Annotated in this window: 16 protein-coding genes; 7 read left to right on the top strand and 9 right to left on the bottom strand. The window is 57.0% G+C overall.

What is annotated here, in order from left to right; translation table 11 throughout:
- Position 1 precedes the first annotated feature (1 nt).
- The 3 genes from RISK_RS06795 (at position 2) to rimI (ending at position 2826) form a co-directional block, all read left to right on the top strand.
- Positions 2–1375: a glycosyl transferase gene (locus tag RISK_RS06795; RefSeq protein ID WP_047813495.1), complete on the top strand. Its 1374-nt coding sequence runs from the start codon at positions 2–4 to the stop codon at positions 1373–1375.
- A gap of 7 nt (positions 1376–1382) precedes the next feature.
- Positions 1383–2072, top strand: a complete 690-nt coding sequence (locus RISK_RS06790; RefSeq protein ID WP_047813494.1) for a glycosyltransferase family 25 protein — start codon at positions 1383–1385, stop codon at positions 2070–2072.
- A gap of 277 nt (positions 2073–2349) precedes the next feature.
- Positions 2350–2826 carry a ribosomal protein S18-alanine N-acetyltransferase gene (rimI, locus tag RISK_RS06785; RefSeq protein WP_102017535.1) on the top strand — a complete coding sequence of 159 codons (477 nt, stop codon included), beginning with the start codon at positions 2350–2352 and terminating at the stop codon, positions 2824–2826.
- Positions 2827–2980: 154 nt separating this feature from the next.
- Here the strand turns inward: rimI and RISK_RS06780 are convergent, their stop codons facing one another.
- The 5 genes from RISK_RS06780 to RISK_RS06760 all read right to left on the bottom strand — a co-directional run bounded on the left by RISK_RS06780 (position 2981) and on the right by RISK_RS06760 (position 9410).
- On the bottom strand, positions 2981–4189 hold the full coding sequence (locus RISK_RS06780; protein ID WP_047813492.1) for a LamG domain-containing protein: 1209 nt from the start codon (positions 4187–4189) through the stop codon (positions 2981–2983).
- A gap of 300 nt (positions 4190–4489) precedes the next feature.
- Complete coding sequence (locus tag RISK_RS06775) at positions 4490–5686, bottom strand: DUF1559 domain-containing protein (RefSeq protein WP_047813491.1); 1197 nt, start codon at positions 5684–5686, stop codon at positions 4490–4492.
- Between the two features lie 368 nt (positions 5687–6054).
- Positions 6055–7158: a cellulase family glycosylhydrolase gene (locus RISK_RS06770; RefSeq protein WP_236696109.1), complete on the bottom strand. Its 1104-nt coding sequence runs from the start codon at positions 7156–7158 to the stop codon at positions 6055–6057.
- A gap of 124 nt (positions 7159–7282) precedes the next feature.
- A complete protein-coding gene (locus tag RISK_RS06765; RefSeq protein ID WP_007327264.1) occupies positions 7283–7630 on the bottom strand; it encodes a P-II family nitrogen regulator in 348 nt (115 codons plus the stop codon).
- Between the two features lie 379 nt (positions 7631–8009).
- Complete coding sequence (locus tag RISK_RS06760) at positions 8010–9410, bottom strand: ammonium transporter (RefSeq protein WP_053061087.1); 1401 nt, start codon at positions 9408–9410, stop codon at positions 8010–8012.
- A gap of 1570 nt (positions 9411–10980) precedes the next feature.
- On the opposite strand from RISK_RS06760, the gene rho reads away from it, so the two are divergent.
- The 4 genes from rho to RISK_RS06730 all read left to right on the top strand — a co-directional run bounded on the left by rho (position 10981) and on the right by RISK_RS06730 (position 15517).
- The gene (rho, locus tag RISK_RS06745; RefSeq protein ID WP_047813585.1) at positions 10981–12399 is read left to right on the top strand and encodes a transcription termination factor Rho; all 1419 of its coding nucleotides are present in this window, start codon (positions 10981–10983) and stop codon (positions 12397–12399) included.
- A gap of 58 nt (positions 12400–12457) precedes the next feature.
- Entirely contained in the window at positions 12458–12925 is a 468-nt protein-coding gene (ribH, locus tag RISK_RS06740) for a 6,7-dimethyl-8-ribityllumazine synthase (RefSeq protein WP_047813487.1), read from the top strand.
- Between the two features lie 85 nt (positions 12926–13010).
- Complete coding sequence (locus RISK_RS06735) at positions 13011–14330, top strand: ATP-binding protein (protein ID WP_047813486.1); 1320 nt, start codon at positions 13011–13013, stop codon at positions 14328–14330.
- Between the two features lie 89 nt (positions 14331–14419).
- Positions 14420–15517 carry an SGNH/GDSL hydrolase family protein gene (locus RISK_RS06730; protein ID WP_047813485.1) on the top strand — a complete coding sequence of 366 codons (1098 nt, stop codon included), beginning with the start codon at positions 14420–14422 and terminating at the stop codon, positions 15515–15517.
- Here RISK_RS06730 and RISK_RS06725 read toward each other — a convergent pair.
- The 4 genes from RISK_RS06725 to RISK_RS06700 all read right to left on the bottom strand — a co-directional run bounded on the left by RISK_RS06725 (position 15451) and on the right by RISK_RS06700 (position 20836).
- On the bottom strand, positions 15451–16791 hold the full coding sequence (locus tag RISK_RS06725; protein WP_047813484.1) for a hypothetical protein: 1341 nt from the start codon (positions 16789–16791) through the stop codon (positions 15451–15453). The genes RISK_RS06730 and RISK_RS06725 overlap by 67 nt on opposite strands.
- 18 nt (positions 16792–16809) lie before the next feature.
- Positions 16810–17223, bottom strand: a complete 414-nt coding sequence (locus RISK_RS06720) for a hypothetical protein (RefSeq protein WP_173442629.1) — start codon at positions 17221–17223, stop codon at positions 16810–16812.
- Positions 17220–18275, bottom strand: a complete 1056-nt coding sequence (locus RISK_RS06715) for a DUF1559 family PulG-like putative transporter (RefSeq protein WP_047813482.1) — start codon at positions 18273–18275, stop codon at positions 17220–17222. Before RISK_RS06715 ends, RISK_RS06720 begins: the two co-directional genes overlap by 4 nt.
- A 1700-nt stretch (positions 18276–19975) precedes the next feature.
- Positions 19976–20836, bottom strand: coding sequence for an SDR family oxidoreductase (locus tag RISK_RS06700; RefSeq protein WP_083434819.1), 861 nt, complete (start codon positions 20834–20836; stop codon positions 19976–19978).
- Positions 20837–20856 lie beyond the last annotated feature (20 nt).

The raw sequence follows: 20856 nt of genomic DNA, 5'->3' as shown, positions 1-20856 counted from the left end.
GATGAATTTCATGCCAACGATTGATCTGGCGCTGCTCACTCGAGACGATCGCCCCTTGCAGGATTCGGTGCGGGACGCGATTGAGTCGCAAGTCGATGTCCGATTGAATGTTCACCGAGTCATCGGTCAACCTGGTCGGACGGACGCCAGCCGAATGGCGACCATCGTTCGGGCTCGAAACGAAGCGGTTCGTCGTGGGCGCTCGGACCACCTGATGTTCTTGGACGACGACGTGGTGCTTGGCAAAGACTGCATCGCTCGGTTGCACCATGCCTTGATGGCGAGGTCCAACTACGGTGCGTTTGCCGCGGACTACTTGGGTGAGTCATCGTCTCATCGCGATTCCCGGCATGTCGCGATGGGAGCAACGTTGTTCCGTCGATCCGTGTTGGAACGGAATGCGTTTCGTTGGGAACCTTCCAAGTGCGAATGTTTGTGCCAGTGCGAAGACGTGCGCCGAAGTGGAGCCCGCATCGGTTATTTGAGCGGCGCCAAAGCATGGCATCTGTCGCCTCGGCATTCGGCGACCGATTGTGCGACTAGGAATGTTGCGGCAGTGGATCCGCCTCCAATCAGCGTGAACCCGGAGGTCGTGAAGAACGCGAAAATTTTGGTGGCGTTCAATCGTCGTGATGTCAGACGATTCCAAGACGTCTTCTTGCGGACGTTGCGGGCTTCGGGAAACCGTCAGGAAGTCATCGTGGTGGGGTACGGGTTGTATCCCAGCGAGATTCAGAAACTGCAAGCGTTGCCGAACGTCCGTTTCATTCGTCAACCGTACAACGGGCAGCTTCCACCGGTGAGGCGATTGGCCGACTTTCGCGACATCGTCGCGCAGCTGCCAAGCGAAACTTCAGTGGCTTACTGGGATGCGGGGGATGTGTTGTTTCAAGGTCGGCTCGATGCGCTTTGGCAGCAGACGCAGCAACACCCCAGCAAGATTTTGGCGGTCAGCGAACCACTCGGATTCCCCTACAACAACGCGATTCGTGGGTGGACGCGAACGATCGAAGATGCGTCGATGCGTCGGCGTGCGTTTGAGCTCTTCGCATCCAACCCATTCTTGAACAGCGGTTTCAGTGCGGGAACAGCTGAGTCATTGAACCGATACTTCACCGAAGCGATGCGATTGCGAAACAGGGAACTGCGTGGAACGACCGATTGGGGCGACCAGACGGCACTGAATTTTTATTGCCACAGCGATGCAAGTCGTTGGGTGGAAGTCGCAGAGGGTTGGAATTTTTGTGTCCATGATCGCCGACGAGGCGATGTTCGTGTCCTGCCCGATGGGCGGGTGTTGAATCGTCAGGGCGCGGCCATGCCCGTTGTGCATGGGAACGCTCGCTCGTTGACCCAGCTGGCGATCGTTCGATGAGCCCTTCATGAAACACATCGATGAAGACACGCCGACCTTCGTGATCAGCACGCTCGACGAGCAATCAAAGGAACGCGTTGGTCAAATCGAGTGGCAACTGCACCGGGCAGGCTTTCGCAATGCGGAGATCATTCAAGCGAAGACGCCCGAGACCGAAGATTTTGAACGCCTCGGATTGCCGGCGATCCTGCAGGGCAGATGGCGATCCGACCTTCAGCATCTATGGGGGTCTGCTGCATGCACGTTGTCGCATATCCAGTTCTATGATCGGCCCGAAGAGGAACTGCCTGTCATTGTCTTGGAAGACGATGTCACAATTCATCCGGAGTTCTTTCGCTATCTAGAAAAAGTGGATTTCCCGGAAGAAGTCGAGTGGGACCTTTGTCATCTGTCGTATTTCAACCCTCTGGTGGGAAGCCAAGGGAACCCCACGCACCTTGTCGCACCCAATCTGGTTCGGTGCCCAGCGGACCATGTCGCTGGCACGTACAGCTACATCGTCAACCAATCCTTCCTGGAACGTTTCGTTCCATTGGTGGAGGAAGTCGATTGCCAATTGGCTCATCGAACGCACGCGGTTCGCAGTTTTGTGATCGAACATGATCCGAAATTGACGTTGCCAGATTTTAAACTGGACAGCGTGCGGAATTCGCTGGATCGAGTTTCCTGGCAACGAAACAACCCACCATCCGATTGATCGGAAAGTCAATTTTTGGCCTCAATCGACGTCGCCCAATTTGCCTGGTCGCTTTCGCAAAGCCCCTGGGTTGCCAGTTCGTGGAGGGAGAATTCGGATGGGGATTTCATCTTGGTGCGGTCAAAGGGTTCTGCTAATTTCCCTCTCATCGCCGGAGAGCCAGGAAGGCCCCCGCAAACGGCGATGCGATCTTCACAGAACCGGAAGGGAGTCCGACGTGGAAAACACGCAGAAAATTGGCCCAGCTTTGACCGGACAAGCCGCGCATATCCGTTGGATGATTCGACGAGATATGCCGGATGTCTTGGGGATTGAATCCAACTGCTTTGAGTTCGCTTGGTCGGAGGATGACTTCATCCGCTGCCTTCGCCAACGCAATTGCATTGGCATGGTGGCAGAATGCGACGAGCGTGTGGCGGGTTTCATGATCTATGAACTGCACAAGAATCGGTTGCATATCCTGAACTTCGCCGTTCACAGTGATTACCGACGTCACGGCATCGGCAACACGATGATGCGAAAATTGCTGGGCAAGTTGTCTCAGGAACGTCGCAATCGCATCATGCTGGAAGTTCGCGAGACGAACTTGGAAGCTCAGTTGTTCTTCAAGTCGTTGGGTTTCAAGGCCATTTCAGTGCTGCGAGATTTCTATGACGATGCGACGGAAGATGCCTACCTGATGCAGTTTCGCTATCAGCCGACGGCAGAAGAGTTGGCTGCCCCTCACAATCGCATCACGCGGATGGCTGGCTGAATCCAGCAGCAGGTCATTTCATGACCTGACACGCAGGGCGTTGCACTTCATGTTCAACGCCGTGTTTTGTTGCCGTGTTGTTGAGTGCCGCTTGATGACTTCAGGTGGCAAACTGGGGCGGTGGTCTGTGGCGTTCGATTGCGATCGAGCGATTTCAGGTCCGCGGTTGGATGGTCCATGCTCGGACGCTTCTCACCCGAACCTCGTCTCGGCCTTGTTTGATAAGGTCTCGATTTTTGGGCGTGGCGACGTTCCTCCCGTACAGTCCTGCGTCGACCGGGATTTGTTCCCCATCGGCTCGAAGGTTCTGGTGATCGCTGGATTGGCCTGCCCCCGTGTTCGCTTCCCGTGAGATGATCAGGTACATCGGTACTGTTGGTACCAGTTTGGAGTCGCGGACAACTGCTTTGCCGTCGACAAACCAGATCAAAGCCTGTTCGGTCCAGAACAGGCCGATTTTGTGCCAGCCTTGATTGATCCCCGGGACATCGATCGATGTCTTGCCGTCTTCTCGAAGTTCGTTGAAGGTGGATGGTGGATTCGTTTTTCCACCGATGCACTTCATGAGCAGGATGTTGTTGCGGGATTCAGCCTCTGGCGAATCTTGTTCGACGACCATCTCGTGTTCGTAGATGTCAATCTCAAGCCCGTTGGCTGGATCATTGTCATACGCACCGCTTTGTTCCGAAGCTGGCATCAGCCAAAACGAATGGCGGTGAGCGAGTGCTTCCATGCCCTCGAAGTTCACCTCGATTTCAAAGAATGTCCCTGGCTCAAAGGTGATGTTGGGTGAGGCCGTGTCGGTCTTCCCGGGTTGTCCCCAGAATTGATCTTTGGGGACCTGTTGATCGGATCGTTCGACCGGCACTTGTTGGCCGTTCATGCTTTTCAGTGCAAAGGTATCGAACCATGACGTGTGGATTTCAAAGTCGGCAAAGTTGACTTCGCCTCGGGCGGCGTCGTTCGGATCGGGGTCAAGGTAGGCAAAATTGCGAGGCGATTCGCCGGCGTCGCGGCTTGCAAAACCTTCGATGTCTGAATCGGCGACGAAGCCTCGTTGGATCAACACGCCGTCTTCGATCGATGCCGTTTGGTCGTGGTGTTTGTCGTACCAGGCGGCGTGCCGCCGTCCCGGTCCCTGGCGGTGCTGTCCGGCATTGTTGCTGACACCCATGTCTTCGCGACGGAGGAAGCCTGTTTTGGGATCCAGTGTCTCGGGCGAGGAGAAGTCCAAGTCGTAAGTGAGTTGGAACTCAAAGCGTTCGTGCGCGCGTTGATCATTGATGGAAGGAAGGTCCTCCGCGATCACCGGGGATAGAAGTGAGAGGGCGAGGGCAATCACGCCGGTTGGTCGACTGCACATGTTGTGGCTCTCTATCTTTTCGAAGGTTGTTTGGCAGCGTCAGCGGACGACTGTTGGGTGGTTTGCTCGCTTTGGTCAATCATAGCTTGCATTTCGGCAAGTTCCGTGTCGCTGGCGTCTTCAATCACGCTGTGAGCATTGCCGGGGGCGCAACCTACCTGGCACAGAATGCATGAGCACAACAGAAGGGTGCTGAAGGCAACAAGACGGGGCTTTTTCATCGTGACGATCGAATGAAGGGAAGAGTGGTGTGAATTCATCGGGCGGTGGTGGTCGATGCCAATCGTGTTTGCGAGGGCATCAGAACTCGCCGTTGATCACTTCTTTGGACGAACGCGTGCCGAGTGCACCCCACAATCCATAGGGGCTTTGGGCGCCTGGTGTGTTCCATCGCCAGATTGGTTCTGCACCGGAGTTTCCGGCTTCGATGGAATCGGTGATGAATTTCACCGCTCCGTCTCCCATCAGCACGTGCACCCCACCTTGATGGCGGCTGGAAGTCGGGAACGAAGTCAGCAGTGAAGCTGTGTCGGTCGTGCAGAGTTCTCGGTTGGGCGCCAGTGCCGTGTTGCAGGCACTGAAGTTCTGGTAGGCATCGGCCCATCGGAATCCGCGACCGTCCGTGACTGGAACGCGTGGGTCAGCTGCTGGTCCCCAGAACTGAGGCCGTTCGGGATCGATCCAGTTGGGCAATTGGATCGCGCACCACGCAGGATTTTTGGACGGGCCGGCAATCCATGAAGCTTGATCCACCGCGATCGTTCGCTTGTCGTCATCGCCCAGGTCGGTGGCGATTTCACCCGCCGCAATCGTGTTGGACAGGCCGTCCAGAATGTCTCGGAACGCCATGTTTTTGTGCATCACGAAAAAGCCCCGAGCTGAAGCTCGGGTTTCTTCCGAGCGAACGGAATCCGGTTGCAGGTAGTCGTTCAGTCCACCCTCATGAACGTTGTAAACGCTGTCGCCGAAAGAGGCCGCGTAGTTGGTGCGCCCAAACGCAGGGAGTCCCGAACCGGGATCGCTTGGGCAACGGAAGGTCGGCATCTCCGTCACCCAGGGGCCGTAGTCAAGTCGCGTTGGCGAAGGGCCCATCGCTGGCCAGGGCGGTGTCCGGGTTGATTTGTCAGCGTTGAGACCATTCGGGCGACTGATGGCATCCCACATTGCTTGCTGTTCCATGAATGGCAGCAAGCCAACGAGCATGCTGAGCCGGAGGTTGTTGGCTACTTCGCTGCTGGACCACCAAGCCGCTGGGCCGGAGTTGAGTGAATCATAAGTTCCGGCTCCCTGTGCAGGCAGTCGATTGTAGGCCGAATGATAGTTGTGCATCGCCAACCCAATCTGCTTGAAGTTGTTGCTGCAACTCATTCGCCGAGCGGCTTCTCTGGCAGCTTGCACTGCGGGCAACAGCAACCCCACCAGCACGCCGATGATTGCAATCACCACCAGCAGTTCGACGAGGGTGAAGCCTTGTTTCGGTTTCTTCTTTGACGGCATGGTCAGTGGTCCGGTGACGCTAGAAACTGCTGGGGAAGAACGCTGGGAGGGGGCCGTTCGAAAGCCAAGCGATCCTAGTTTGTGTCGGAGGTCTGAAAACCCCTCTCGTAGATGAACATTTGTCAAGCGGCAGCTAGCGGTCCCGCAACGCGCAAGAGCGTGTCTTCAAGTTGCCATGCAGGTGTTTTCTGCGGCATTTTCAGGTGCCGAGTATCAAACGCCGCGGGACCGGATCCTGGTTGTCAGGACGCCCTATCCCGAAACGCAACTTCAAGCTCGCGCATTGAGGCGTTGCGAACACGACAAATGAATGCTTCGCAACCTTACCTATCCGGGCGATCAGGCCGATGGGTCTGCAGTTGCTTGAGTCAACGTTTGGGGGCCACTCCGATTTCCGCTGACAGCTCTTGAAACGCGTCCAGCCATTTCGCGGTGATCGCCTCCGCAATGCCCGCGTCTTTTTTTGCCCGGAGTTCATTCGCGGTGGCGCCCCAGTAGAAGCTGATCCATCCATCGACATGCGATTCAGACTGCAGGACGAAAGTCGACAGTTCGTCGACCCCGCATTTCATTGGGAACATCTCTTCGACGACCAGCGGCTTCCCGACTTCGTAGGCCTGCAGTGACTTCAAAGCGTGGTCAATCTTTCCTTTCTCGGGATAGAAATGAACCGAGGCAAAGTCCAGTCGCTTGCCGATGTCGGGCGAGTGGAAGAGCGGCTTTCCACCACCAAAGACAAACACCCAGGGGATCACACCGACGGTCACCATGGTCTCTGGGTCCTGTTCGCGAATCGCATCGACCATTTGGTTGACCCAGGCTTCCGCAATCTCTTCGCGACTTCTTCCTTTTCGGTCGAGTGCCAGTCGCTGCACGAAGAACTTGCCACCAAGCTCACCGGCCAGCCAGTCCGTCTCGGGGGACTCGCCTGGTAGGATCGGTTCATTCATCAGGTCGTAGCAAAAGATGGCAGGGCTACCAGCGCAGGCCTTCGCGACCGACGACCAAAATCGGGCTTGCACCGCCCATCGCTCTGCCTCGTTGAGTTCATTCAGCCAAGCAGGAATGTTGGCTTTGTGGTAACAGGCCAGCCCGGTGATATCGAGGTACAGGCGTTTGGACTCGGCCAGTTTGATCAGCTGCTTGAGTTGGTTCACCTGCGACGGGGACGCCTGCTCGGGTGATTCCATCCACAAGCCGATCTGCAAGTGAATGCGAACACAGTTGGCACCGAGTTGCTGAATTTCGCCAAAGTCTTCGATGACTTTGTCCCACTCTTCGGTCCAGTACTCATCGAGTAGGCGTCCCGATTCATCGTGATCGTAATTCACGCCCCAAGCCACGAAGGGCTGTTCTGAGCCAGCCTGAATGAACGAGTGCCCGTCGGGGCTGACTCGGATCGCCGGCAGAGGTTCTTGGGCCCGCCCGACGCTGAGGTGGGTCGTTCCGGTGATCCAAAGCAAGCAGAGCATTGCCAAGACGGAGTGCCGCCAGGTGGGGTGCATTTCAGTTCCTTTCAGGTGGAAACGAAATGATACCATCGTTGGTGGCAGGTGGATTGATTGATTGCCAGGCGGTAGCCGGCTGGAGGCGGGGCTAGATCGCTTCTCCGCCGCGTTCGCCCGTTCGGATCCGGACGCAGTCGTCCATTGGCAGGACGAAGATCTTTCCATCGCCGATCTCGCCGCTCTCACCGCTGCGGCCGCCTTCCAGGATGGCGTCGATGGTGGGCTGCACGAATTCTTCGTTCACGCCGATCTGCAGCTGAACTTTGCGGAGCAGGCTGACGCCGTAGTCACGGCCTCGCATCGAGCCCGTTTGGCCTCGTTGGCGGCCAAACCCTTGGCAATCCACCACCGTCAAGCGGTGCACCTCCACTCGGGTCAATGCCTCTTTGATGGCATCCAATTTGGAGGGTTGAACGATTGCGATGATCAATTTCATGGACGGTGCAAGTCTGAAGTTGCGAGCAGGCAAATCGAGCGAGCTATTCGAGCGGGCAAGGAGGCTGCCCTTTCGGCGTTCAGGTCCGCTCCTGATCGCTGAACGAAAGCTGGTGGCGTCGAGGGCCAACCAGGAATTTAGTCGATCGCCAGTTTTTCGCGTAGACCCGGTGATGGCCGGTTTGCTTCGCTTGCGGCGATGAATCACTGACAGCGCAAAAAAAAAGACCCCGATCCGTAACAGGTGAGGCGGACACCTGTCACGGATCATTGGGGCTTCTTCTGGCCCAGGCAAGAGCCGAGAAGTTCAAAGGCACCGCGCTGCGACGCCGCCGAGTGTGGTAACGGCACATTCGGCGGCATCACTGCGGTGGGTAGAACTAGACCACCGATCCGCCGGCGACGGCGTCCGATGGGTAAGCGTGCATACCGTGTTCGCTGATATCCAAACCAGCTTGTTCTTCTTGTGGCGAAACTCGCAGCATGCCCACTGCTTTGAGAACTCCGAAGACGACCGACATGGTGATGAAGGCCCAAGCACAGATCGAAGCGGTTCCGATCAGCTGAATCATGAAGGTGGTCGAGCCAGATTCGAGGTGAGCGTTTGGCAGGATGCCGAGAGCCATGCAGCCCCAAACACCGCAGACGCCGTGGACTGGGAAAGCACCGACGGGATCGTCGATCTTGACTTTGTCCAACACGATGATGCTCAGCACGACCAAGGCACCGGCAACGCCACCAACGACGATCGACATTGAGTTGCTCATTGCGTCACAGCAAGCCGTGATGCCAACCAATCCACCCAACGCACCGTTGAGGCCCATGGTCAAGTCAGGTTTGCCGAACAAGCCCCAGGAAACAGCGGTGGCAACGATCACGCCAGCAGCTGCGGCGAGGGTTGTGTTCACGGCGATGAAAACAGTTGCGTCGATGTCAGCCGACGATTGGAAAGCCAGTTGGCTGCCAGGGTTGAATCCGTACCACCCCACCCACAGGATGAACACACCCAGAGCAGCGAAAGCAACGTTGTGACCTGGCAATGGAACGCTCTTGCCTTCAGCGGTGTAGCGACCCAGGCGAGGGCCGAGGAAAATTGCACCAGCGAGGCCAGCGAAACCGCCGACTGCGTGAACCACTGCTGAACCAGCGAAGTCTTGGAAGCCCATGGCGTACTCGCCGTCGACCAGTTCACCGAACTGCATCAACCATCCGCCGCCCCACTTCCAGTAACCGCTGATCGGGTAGATCAGGCCGGTCAGGAGGGCACTGTAAACCAAGTAAGCGTTGAATTTCATACGGCCAGCAACTGCACCGGAAACGATCGTTGCGGCGGTTGCAGCGAAGACGGCTTGGAAGAACCAATCGACTTGTGGCGAGAATGTTTGATCAGGACTGGAGTCGTAGATTCCGGTGCCACCGAAGGCGAAGAATCCGTTTGTGACATCGCCGTAGCTTCCTGGGTACATGATCCCGAAGCCGACGAAGAAGAACAGAAGTGCCCCAACGGACAAATCCATCAAGTTCTTGGAAAGAATGTTGATCGTGTTCTTGGAGGAGTTCAGCCCAACTTCGACCATCGCGAAGCCAGCTTGCATGAACAGAACCAAGACGGCACAGAGAAACAGGAAGCCATTGTCGAAGGCGTACCCGACTCCCGCATCCGCAGCGGGTTCCTCTGGATCAGCGTCACCCGCGTCGGCGACCTCTGCAGTTTCCATTGCAGCCGAGGGCTCTTCCTGAGCCGAAGCTACCGACGCGAGTGAACCGCCGATCCCCATCATCCCCACAAGGAGAGCCATAGTGAGCCAGGCAAAACGGAACCCTGTCCGTCCGCCGCCAAGCTCGTGTGTTGTAAATGCTGAGATCGAACTCATGTGGTCTTCCTTCTCGTAAGACAGTTGGTTGACCCGACACGTTGCCTTCGGCACCCATTGCCAAAGTGAATCATTCACCATGCCGAATCGTTTCGAACCAAGTGCTGCACCGCCGTCCACCGTCCAACTCCTGCCCGGGCCATCCTGAATCGCTCGTGAGTCGTGCGTTGTCCTTTTGGGAAGCACTTCTTTTCGGAGGATGGCTATTGGCACACTTCGGGCCAAAGGCAAAGTTGTTTCTTTGGAAAGGTTTGTAAGGTACGTGACAGGAAGGACTTAAAAGTTTGTGAAAGCAAGGTGGTTGCGATTGAGGCGGCGTGCCGAAAGTTTTGGTGCCTAATGCATGGGCAGCTTTGTTGGTCGACGCGTAAAAAAGAGGCATCGGGGTTCACTGGCGGAGGGGGGGCAATTCGAAGCTCCATCGTTTCTCGCGAAGACGGACCCCAGGCAGCGTCGGGTGGATCCCTTGGGCGACCTTTTTAGGGCCGCGGCGGATATGCCGGTCACTCATCGCTATCGCAATGCGTTCGCTGTCACAGGCTCAAACCCGTTCTGGCAGGTGCCGTGGTAGACACGCCGCTAAGCAGTTCGGCAGGAATGATCGGAACCACGTGAGCGGTTTGGGTGTTCGCCTGGACCGCAAAATGTTTGATGTTGACGCCCCGATAGCGGATGCAGCTTTTCTTCCAGCTTGCTGTCTTCCTTCATCCCGGTAGCGATGCCAGATGGTAGCCGGGCGGGGCTGCGTAGCAGCGTACCCCCGGAAAACATGTCCGTCGGTGGCGCGATCGCTTACCGACGGCTACCATCTGAAATCCCTGCCGGGACAAAAATTTGCGGAACCACAGTGTGTCACAACGCAAAACATTCAGCAGTCCAGCGTGAGCGCCGGTTGTACGTCGGATCAACAACGCTTGCCCAAACCATTTCAAACGCCGAAAGAATCCTGCCGACCTGCTCAACACCAGCTTTCGGGGGACCGCATGGTCGCCGGGCATATTCTGTTGACGCAAGGTTCCTGGGCACGACCTCCTGACTTTCCGGCGGTGGTCGAGCGAGCCGAGTGCTGGCGTCCGCATCGTCCGATAGCCACCTGGCTCGCGTGGGCGTTGAACCTGGACGACCGCCGCCTCCTGAACCGAAGTGACATTTCAAACGTCTTGTATGACTCGCACGCCAACGCGCGCAATGGGTCGGGGGGCATGCACCGGCCCGCCTAAGGTGCAGAAGCAACCGACACCCGATCTCAGCGGAGTTTGTGACGCCGTCTTCACAGTCCCCTCATAATTACGCCTGACAGGGGGCATGCATTCGTTTAAGCTATTGGATGTGATGTCGGTCATCTGGCATCACTCCCCCACCCGGACGGATCTCGTCCGTACTCCTCATCTTTTCATCCCACCGAATCGGTTCTTTCCTCATGGAACCTTCCTCCACGCCGGGCCCGGCGCGCAACGGTCGCCGCAGCAACCGACGCATGCGCCACCCAGATAAAGACGTCGATAAACGCGTTCGCGAGCTTGATGCGGAACGCGATCCGCTCTCGTTGCCCGAAGAGATTGTCAGTGAAGTGACACGCGCGGGCGGTCGAGTTGGCATTCCCGCGAAGGATCAATCCTCCAAGCAAGCGTTGAATATCAACGACCTGCAGAAGCTTGATCACGATGAGTTGCTGGCTCTGGCCGAAACGGAAGGCTTGCAAGAGATAGCAGCTTTGCCGCGGCAAGATCTTGTCTTTCGCCTGCTGAAGGCGCGGATGAGCGCCAACGGTTTGATGTACGGCGAAGGCACGTTGGAAATCCTCCCCGACGGGTTCGGATTCTTGCGAAGTGCGCAGTACCACTACCTTTCATGCCCCGATGACATTTATGTCTCGCCCAGCCAAATCCGACGGTTTGGTCTGCACACGGGGTCGCACGTTGCCGGCCAAATTCGTCCGCCGAAGGAAAACGAACGTTACTTCGCGCTCCTTCGGATTGAAGCGATCAACCACGCCGACCCGATGCAACGTCAGCGTCAAAAACCCTTTGACGATTTGACTCCCTTGCACCCTCGAGTGCGAATTGTCACTGAATATGACGCACAAGAACTGAGCACTCGTGTTGTTGACCTGTTCACGCCGATTGGATTTGGACAACGCGGATTGATCGTCAGCCCGCCCCGTGCAGGCAAGACGATGTTGATGCAGAGTTTGGCTCGCGGTGTTTTGAACAACTATCCGGACGCGTATGTTGTCGTGCTGCTGATCGATGAGCGGCCCGAAGAAGTCACGGACATGGAACGCGAGATCACTTCGCCCCAATGCGAAGTGATCAGCAGCACGTTTGATGAGCCTCCGGCGCGGCACATTCAAGTCGCTCAGATGGTCGTCGAAAAAGCCAAGCGAATGGTGGAGTCGGGAACCGATGTGGTCATCTTCCTCGATTCAATCACGCGTCTGGCGCGAGCATACAACAGTGACAGTGAATCAGCGACCGGCAAACTCTTGACGGGTGGCCTGGACGCGGGAGCCATGCAGAAACCGAAGTCCTTTTTCGGGTCGGCTCGAAAAGTCGAAGAAGGTGGCTCGCTCACGATCTTGGCGACCGCCTTGGTTGACACGGGCAGTCGCATGGATGATGTGATCTTTGAAGAATTCAAAGGCACTGGCAACTTGGAAATCGTTTTGGACCAGGACTTGGTCGCTCGGCGAGTTTGGCCTGCCATTGATCTGACACGCAGCGGCACGCGACGCGAAGAAATGTTGTTGGATCAAGAAGAGCACCGCCGGATCGAAACGTTGCGACGCGAATTAGCGGATCATTCACCGGTAGACTCCATGACGGAACTCACCAAACGCATGCGGAAGACGCAGAACAACGCGGAGTTTCTGATGAGTGTTCAGCCTCAGGATTGATGGCTTCCCTCTCTTACTGACCAACCTTCCCACCTCCAATTCTTCTTCGAGAATTCGAATGCCCTCCATTGATGGAACCACAGGAAACCTGCCCAGCGGACGTGTCGCGATCATCGCCAGTCGCTACAACGCCAACATCTGCGATTCGATGGTTCAAGCAGCCCTGCAATCACTCACCGATGCTGGGATACCGGTGGAGAAACATTGGTTGATCCGTGTGCCGGGGGCTTGGGAGTTGTGCTGGGCGGTGGAGCAAGCGTTTCAGCATGCCGACGTGATCGGTGCCATCACGCTGGGATGCGTGATCAAAGGCGAGACCACTCACGATGAACACATCAACCGCGCGGTCAGCGACACTCTGATGGAACAATCGGTGCGAAGCGGTCGCCCGATCGGGTTTGGTTTGCTGACCTGCAACACGGTCGAGCAAGCCATCCAGCGCAGCGGTGGAACGGTCGGCAACAAGGGGCACGAAGCCGCGGATGCGATGTTGGAAATGCTGCGTTTGCAAACCAAAATGCGCTAGGGTTCATGACTGAGTCGACGCTTTGCGAAGGGGGCCAAACGGCGTTCGCAAAGAGGAAATTCTTCCGCCGCAACCGGAGCCGCACATGACTCGATTGTTCATCCAGTTCTATTGCGGGGTGCTACTGATCTTGTTCATCGCTTGGGTGATTCAAGCGTATGTGTTTCGCGGCACGACGGAATCGCAGAACATCTCGGTCATCGAAAGTGCGCTCAGTGGTGGAGCGCTGCTGGCTCGCGATGAGATCGTCGCCGGTGGCATGGAGCACTTGGATGACACCGTCGCCAGCATTCAGTCTCGTTTCGCGTACCCGGTTCACGTGGTCGATCGCTCCGAGCGAAGAATGTCACCGACTCTGTTGAAGCGACTCGATGAGGGTGAGGCGGTGCTGTATGGCGACAGCATCGAAGTGGCTCTTCCCGAAACGGAATGGCTGTTTGAGTTGGGCCCGCTGCCTCGGTTCGCTGGTCCACGCCGCAGTGACATCCTACTGGGGTTGGGCAGCGTCTTTGGGCTGGTCGCGATGGCCATTGCGATCTTGATGCGGCCCATTGCCCGGCAGTTTCGCAGTGTCGAGCAAACGGCGTTGGCGATCGCGGAAGGTGACTTTTCCGCTCGGATCAAAGACACGGGGCGTCGTCGCAGCCTGCCGATCGTGGGGGCGTTCAACACGATGGCCGAACGTGTGGAATCACTTCTGCAGTCGCAAAAGGAATTGCTGCAAGCGGTCTCGCACGAGTTTCGAACGCCACTCGCTCGCATCAAATTTGCAACCGAATTGGTGCGTTCCGCGGACACCGAAGAGAAACGCAATCAGCGAGTGGATTCGATCGATGATGCGACCGACAAACTCGATGACTTGGTCGCTGAGCTGCTCCACTACACTCGCACCGACGAGCAATCTCAAGTGGCGCCTCGCGAACGGGTTTCCGCTCAAGCAATCGCCTTGGAAGCGATTGGACAACACGCTCCCTTGCATCCCAACATCCACTTCGACTCGCCCACCGGTTCGGAGACGATCGATTTGGTGACGTATGAAGCCGGGTTGGTTCGGGCCCTCGGCAACTTGGTCGGCAACGCGGGCAAGTACGCCAACTCGCAGGTTCGCGTCACGATCACCGACCAAGCCAATCGCGTTCGGTTTCTGGTCGAAGACGACGGGCCGGGAGTCCCCGCTGCGGATCGTCGGTTTATCTTCGAACCCTTTCATCGCCTTTCCGGCGACTCTCAGCCTGGTACCGGTCTAGGTCTCGCCCTCGTGCGACGCATTTGCCGGAGACTAGGTGGCGCCGTCACGGTGGACGATAGCCCGCTGGGTGGAGCCGCGTTCCAAATCGAACTGCCACAAAGTTTGCTGCCGATGCCGCCTCGTCACTCGGCGCCAGATCAAACCGGAGACCGTTGATCGCGTTAAAATGAAAGTGGAGCGAACGAATTGCGGCGGCCATTTTCGTCTTGCACTGCTATCTGGTCATCTTTTTTTGATGCGAGAATATGAACGCCAAGTTGCCCTCCTCGAGTCGACCAGCGAACTTCCGCAGACGACTCCTGTTTGTCGTCGCGGTCATCGTTTTCATCGGTGTCCCAGCGTACTTGGAATTCAAACTTCGACGCCCCGTCGGTGAGGGACCAGCCGGTTTGCAGATCTCGATCGAACCGTTCGAGACCGTTTGGACGCAGCGACGTGTGCACATGCTCGGGGTGGGAGACAGTGTCACGCGAGGTCTCGGCGCGAAATCCAGTTCGCATTCGTACTTTGAACGCTTGAAGCAAAATCCAAAGGATGAATGGCCGGGCATGCAAGGCAAGCATTTGTCGGCGGTCCTGCCCAACCTGACGGCGTCCAACGTCGCCGTGTCCGGTTCCACTTCGCTGGACCATGAACGCATCATCGAAACGGAGATCGAGCCGTTTGATGAGGACGTGTTTGGATTGGTCGTGATGACCACCGGTGGAAATGATTTGATCCACAGCTACGGTCGCCGCCCGCCAGAAGAAGGCGCCATGTACGGTGCGACCTTGGAACAAGCCCAGCCTTGGATTGAATCGTTTGAATCAAGGTTGGGTGGAATGCTGCAGTCGATCAGCGACCGCTTCTCTGCAGGGTGCATTGTCTTTCTGGGTGACATCTACGATCCGACCGATGGTGTCGGTGATGCACCGAGTATCTTTCTTCCCGATTGGCCCGACGGTTTGGCAATCCATGCGGAATACAACCGCGTCATTCGCCGGGTGGCAAATCAGTTCGGGCATGTTCATGTCGTGCCGCTTCATGAAACGTTCTTAGGGCACGGATCGCATTGTCGCCAATTTTGGCGAAGCACCTACGACTGGGATGATCCCACGTATTGGTTCTACACCAACATCGAAGACCCCAACGATCGCGGCTACGACGCGATTCGTCGCGTCTACTTGCAGGCCATCGTCGATCAACGCCAGGCGTTTGTGTCCCTGTCCGACCGCGAGCCGGACCGGAGCCTCGGAATTGCCCCAGGTCCGGCGTCGCTTGGTCGTTGGCACTCGCCTCAGTCAGAAATGGAAGCCAGGCTCGTTGGCATGCCTTCGCAATCGAATTTTGCTTGGACGGATTGATCGGTCAATGAGATCACCCAGAGGCTTGCATCGCCCGGGTTGGTGATCGCGATCTGACGGCCTCGCGGAAGGAACACCGCGTCGTGATGTCCGAAGTGGCCTTCCATCTGACTCGGTCCCACCGCGATCGGTTCACCCGCTTTGGCGTCGGAGAAATCACCGTTGCCATCGGGATCCAGTTCCACCACGTACAGCTGATCGCTTTCCGGAGCTTCTTTCGATTCCGCAAAGCACAGTGCGATCGGACGTCCGCCGGAGCCTTTGCCGACAATCGGTGTCCGCAGCGACTGGTCGCTGGCGAGTTCCATCTTCATCGATTGAACCTTGGGTTCATGGCTGGAAGCATCGACGAAGCAGAGCAGTGATTGGTCAGCCTTGCCACTTGTGAAGACCACCTTGTCACCGAGAGTCGCGAATGCTCCGGTGCGAAGCGAGTTGCCCTCCGAGTCCGCGCCGATACTAAGCTGATTGACATGCACGGAATCAGCCGCGTCATCGACTTCCAAGTCCGCTTCGACCCAGCAAATGCCTTCGGCCGGAGCGAAGAAGACTTTGCCGCCACAAGACGTCGCGCCGTGCAGGACGCCGGTGGGGCAATCGATGCGATATTCCTTGCCCTTGTTTTCTGCCAACCCGACGACGTCGACGCGTCCCGCATTCTCACCTTTGCCGTGAATCCAAGTGCTGTAGGCGACCTTTCCATCGGCCACCGCCAGCGTGATGTGTCCTCCTCCGCCTTCGTGGAACTGCCCCGCTTCGGTCGGCGTCGTGGCTTGTCGAACACCTTTCGCGTTCATCACCGTGAAGCCATTGCGTTGATCGTTTGCCATCACAAACGATTGCCCATAGCGATACAGGTGAGCTGGGTTGCCTTGGCCGTCGTCAATCAATTTCGAGTGCACCGAGGGTGGCTCTGGAAAACGCCAGTGGAAGTGATCGCCATGGGCTTCTTGCGTGGCTCCCGACTCAATCGCAATCCAGCCGCTGCCGATGTCGCCGTTTGCTTCGTCACGCACGCCAACGACGAGCAGTCCGTCATCGATTTGCATCTGAACCAGCGTTTGGTCGTCGACATCCAGTTCGGGGAAGCCTTCGACGGGGTGCTCTTTCAGCGAGTAACCCTCCTTCGATTTTTGCAGGTCGCCCCATTTCAAACTGGCTGTGGAATGGTCTTGCCAGAACAGTCGGGCGATGGTGCGCCCTTCTGCGTGGAGGTTGGAATTGCCCAAAAATGAGAGGGCAGCCAAGGTCAAAAGGAATGTTCGAATGGTCATGGTTGGTTGTGTTCGATGTCAATGAATGGATGAAAGGGAATGAACGGCGCGTCGTGGCAGCTCAATCGTCTGTTGAGGGGTTTCGGAGAACGGTTTCAATCGGAGCGAGTCGCAGAACTTGTCCACCACGGATGCTTTCAGCATCCAGCCGCCATCGCTGATCGATTCCATTGCGACGACATAGCTCTCCGGTTCAGGGGATGGCAAGGCGTGGAAGTGGGCGACTCCATGTTCATTGGTGACTGACTGATCGAGCGTGATGCCATCGGCAGACTGCTTCAGTCGCACCTGCACGTTGGCGAGTGGGGTGCCGTCGTAGGCGAGCGTCACGAATGTGGTGGATTTCGCAGCCGTCTTCGACGACGTTCCATCACACCCGATGACAGCCACAGCAGCACCGGCCAGCAGCAATGCCCCGTAGTGCTTGGTCACGGCCACTGGACCACCTCTTTGCCGTCGCGTGAAAACAAGGCGTGGTACAGCGTTCGATCGATTGAATCGGTCATGAAGTGGACGCTGCCATCCAACATCGCGTGCATCGATCCGCCGGTGTGATAGGACCGCGAGGAATAAAACCCGCGACCGTGCATGCCCACATCGGGGATCGCCGCGTTCGGCGTCATGTAGCCGTTGATCACCGTGGAGTAGGGCACGCCTCGGATCCAGCTTGCCCCGCGATTGCCGGTGTAAGAATTGATTTTCGCGGGAAAAACCGTTTCCAAATCGGGGTTCAAAATCAGCGTTCCACCATCCAGGAAACCTGGATTCGGGGCGGTGTTGGCCGTCGTGCCACTCCAGTTCGCGATCCGGCGATGTGGCCCAGCGGGCGTGGGCTCGGTCAGGCCGCTGGTTTGATCGCCCATGACGGTTTCGGCCAGCAACACGGTTTGGCTGGTGCCGTCCAAGCAGTCACGAAATTTGGCCCAGGAGTTCTCCCAGACCATTCCGTCGGTTCGATATCGATCATCGTAGTGTGTGTCAGTTCCGCTCCCGTAGCTGAACATGTAGCTCAGGCCGCCAGAATAGCCGTCGGTTCCGTCCGCAAACGTGGTGCTGAATTTAGGATCACCAACATCGCTGGGGCAGAGAAAAGTCGGGACCACTTTCTCAACCGCTTCGCGAAGAGCCGGGTTGAAACTCGATGCCCAGGGAGGGCCGGTCAGCAACGGCTGTTCAAAGTTGATCAGCTCACTCAGGCCAGCCTGTTCGATGTAAGGCAGCACGCGAGCTTGAGCGGAGAAGCTGCTGGATCCCGTCATTGCTGGGATGTATTTGAACGAGCTCTCGTAGTTGTGAGTCGACAACGCGATTTGTTTCAAGTTGTTGCTGCACGACATACGGCGAGCCGCCTCGCGAGCCGCCTGAACAGCCGGCAACAGCAACGCGACTAAGATCCCGATGATGGCAATGACCACCAGGAGTTCAACCAACGTGAACGCATCGCGAGATCGGTCGCGACGTGTTGGAGGTGGAATGGATTTCATGAGATTTGGAGTGGGTGAGTGCGCAGAAAAATGGTAGATGCCCCGCGTGGCGCGCACGTCGATCGACACAGGTATGGTCGGACCGCGCGCCGCTCGTGCGTGAACGCACAGGCGAGGCAATGGATGAAGTCGAATCGCGAATTGAGTGCACCGCCGTTTCCCGCTCGCTCATCCGTCATCGGATGGCGTGGCGTTCCTGCGCATGCCGATCAGTGAATCGTTGCCAGCTCGACGGTGGCAAGGAACGATCGACTGGCACCGCCCGCGCAAACGCAGGCGAATTCAGCAAGAACGAAGTGACGGTGACTCAGACTCGAATCGCAGGCGGGCCACGAAGAGGTGGCCAAGAGATAGACCGTCCGACGTCCGCGGAATCGCGAGTCGGCCAATCAGTGAACTCAATCCATTTGCTGTTGATCGGCGTTTGGGGCTGATCAACCAAGCCTGTTGGGGTCGCGAGCGATTGGCAAATCCAACACGAATGAGAATCGTGCGGGGATTGGGATTCGTCGGCGAATTCGCTTGAATTCGCGAGCGAGTCTTGTGGGGAAGCGATCGGTGTCGCTGTTTCGCAAGCATCCGAATCACAGCAGTGATCGTGCGTGTGAATTCCCAGGGAAGCAAGCAGTTGGACCGCGTTTCCAAGTGGACCGCTCTCGCGATCACAGTTCCCGTGTTCATGGGAATGGTTCGCAGAATGCCCATGATCGCAACCACCTGAACGACAGACGACATGGTTGCACGTGGCAACATGCAACCAAGCCGGTGCATGGCCAAGCAACAGCGTGACGCTGAGCAAGAAAGTCGTGAATGGACGGATCGACGGAGCCACGGTTCGCCCAAGCGGGAGATCACGGAATTGAAATTGGAACTGCAGGTCCGACCAAAGACTTGCACCAACATACGCAATCGTTGTGCGTTTGGTTTAGCCCCCTTTTCGAAAATTTGTGCACCTTGGAATCAATGTGTGCCCAATCATCCCTCCAAACTGCCTCGTGGTCTGTTCCACCTCAATTTTGGGACGCGGGAATCGTCAAGAGTTTCGTTGGTTGTGGAAAGACCGAGTGTCTTGACGAATGCCGCTACGGTCGGATCCAAGTTTGTGGGCGAAACAGACCGCTAGAAAGGTCGGCAGGAGTCATTCGGGATTTGAACCGATTTGGCAAGCGTTGTTGATCCAAGTTCAATCGGGGCCAGCGCTGGACCGCGAAATGTTTGATGTTGACGCCCCGATAGCGGATGCAATTTTTCTTCCGGCTTGCTGTCTTCCTTCATCCCGGTAGGGATGTCAGATGGTAGCCGGGGGGCGCTGCATAGCAGCGCACCCCCGGAAAACGAGCGTCCCCCAAAATACTCTCCATCCCGCCGTGGCCATCGGCCACGGCGGGATGGAGAGTGGCAACGCGGGCGACAGGTCCGTCGGTGGCGCGATCGCTTACCGACGGCTACCATCTGACATCCCTACCGGGATGACAACGTGCGCAAACGAACGCGTTCCATGACACCAAACATTTCGCAGTCCAGGCCAACGTCCAAACGGCTCACACGACTGTGTCCGATCATTCGCTCCAAGCAACTTCAAAGCAGATTTCGCTCAGCTGAAAGGCTGGTTCTGCTTGGCGGAGTGGTTTTGTCGGTGCGGTGCGAACCATCCGGTGAGCAAACCGAGGGCCCGCGTCCTGGCGCTCGTCATCGGACGATCATGCAAGCGAGTGCGACTTCAAGGAATCGAAATACGATTCCCAGCTCTGGTGCTCGCGACCGGCTGCCTTAACAAAGTGGCTTTCGTTGTCGACCGCACCGGTGCGAATGCCTTCGTAGATGCCAGCGATGATGTTGCCCAGGAATTCGCCAAGTTCTTGCGTGCGGTCGTCGCGATATTCTTCGACGGACATGGAACGAAATGTGAGTTGGGTTCCAAACGCGTCGTTCAAGTGGTCCGTCAATTGCTGCTGAGTGATCGCTTCGCCGTGCAGGTTGTAGGTTTGCCCGTTGTGTTTTGATTCCGTCAACATTTTCGCATAGGCAAACGCGAGTTCGGGACGCGTTGTGTACCCGCATTTTCTATCCCCGGCGCAGTTCGCGATCTCGCCTCGTTGTTTGTAGTTGTCGATGTATTCCACGTCGGGTTCGATGTAGATGCCGTTGCGGCCGATCACCCAATCCAGACCACTTTCACGGATGTCCGTTTCGGTTTGCCGGTTGCTTTGCACCACGGGTGAGAACGCAGTGCCGTCCTCCGCACCTTGGATGCTGGTGTAAACGATCTTGCGGGCACCCGCCTGCTTGGCCGCTTCGATGACGTTGCGATGTTGTTCGATGCGTTTCTCCGGAGCATCCATTCCGGACACCAGCAAGACGTGGTCGATGCCTTCGAGCGAGCTTGCAAGGTCGGATCGCGAGTTGTAATCGCCCGGTCGGATTTCAATCCCGAGCGAGCTGGCTTTGCTGGGAGTCCGAGCCAGTCCGATGACGTTTTCCTGGCCCACGATTGGAAGCACAGCGTTGACAACTTCGCCACCCAGGTGGCCGCTGGCGGAAGTGATTGCGACTTTCATGATCGAATTCCTTGTCGGTGGGG

This window comes from Rhodopirellula islandica, assembly GCF_001027925.1.
Classification (GTDB): domain Bacteria; phylum Planctomycetota; class Planctomycetia; order Pirellulales; family Pirellulaceae; genus Rhodopirellula; species Rhodopirellula islandica.
This window is presented reverse-complemented; position numbering and strand designations above follow the sequence as displayed.

Bases quoted from the DNA above. Each gene is read 5' to 3' on its own strand.
- RISK_RS06795 (WP_047813495.1), top strand. From the start codon at position 2: ATGAATTTCATGCCAACGATTGATCTGGCGCTGCTCACTCGAGACGAT.
- RISK_RS06790 (WP_047813494.1), top strand. From the start codon at position 1,383: ATGAAACACATCGATGAAGACACGCCGACCTTCGTGATCAGCACGCTC.
- rimI (WP_102017535.1), top strand. From the start codon at position 2,350: ATGATTCGACGAGATATGCCGGATGTCTTGGGGATTGAATCCAACTGC.
- RISK_RS06780 (WP_047813492.1), bottom strand. From the start codon at position 4,189: ATGTGCAGTCGACCAACCGGCGTGATTGCCCTCGCCCTCTCACTTCTA.
- RISK_RS06775 (WP_047813491.1), bottom strand. From the start codon at position 5,686: ATGCCGTCAAAGAAGAAACCGAAACAAGGCTTCACCCTCGTCGAACTG.
- RISK_RS06770 (WP_236696109.1), bottom strand. From the start codon at position 7,158: ATGCTCTGCTTGCTTTGGATCACCGGAACGACCCACCTCAGCGTCGGG.
- RISK_RS06765 (WP_007327264.1), bottom strand. From the start codon at position 7,630: ATGAAATTGATCATCGCAATCGTTCAACCCTCCAAATTGGATGCCATC.
- RISK_RS06760 (WP_053061087.1), bottom strand. From the start codon at position 9,410: ATGATGGGGATCGGCGGTTCACTCGCGTCGGTAGCTTCGGCTCAGGAA.
- rho (WP_047813585.1), top strand. From the start codon at position 10,981: ATGCGCCACCCAGATAAAGACGTCGATAAACGCGTTCGCGAGCTTGAT.
- ribH (WP_047813487.1), top strand. From the start codon at position 12,458: ATGCCCTCCATTGATGGAACCACAGGAAACCTGCCCAGCGGACGTGTC.
- RISK_RS06735 (WP_047813486.1), top strand. From the start codon at position 13,011: ATGACTCGATTGTTCATCCAGTTCTATTGCGGGGTGCTACTGATCTTG.
- RISK_RS06730 (WP_047813485.1), top strand. From the start codon at position 14,420: ATGAACGCCAAGTTGCCCTCCTCGAGTCGACCAGCGAACTTCCGCAGA.
- RISK_RS06725 (WP_047813484.1), bottom strand. From the start codon at position 16,791: ATGACCATTCGAACATTCCTTTTGACCTTGGCTGCCCTCTCATTTTTG.
- RISK_RS06715 (WP_047813482.1), bottom strand. From the start codon at position 18,275: ATGAAATCCATTCCACCTCCAACACGTCGCGACCGATCTCGCGATGCG.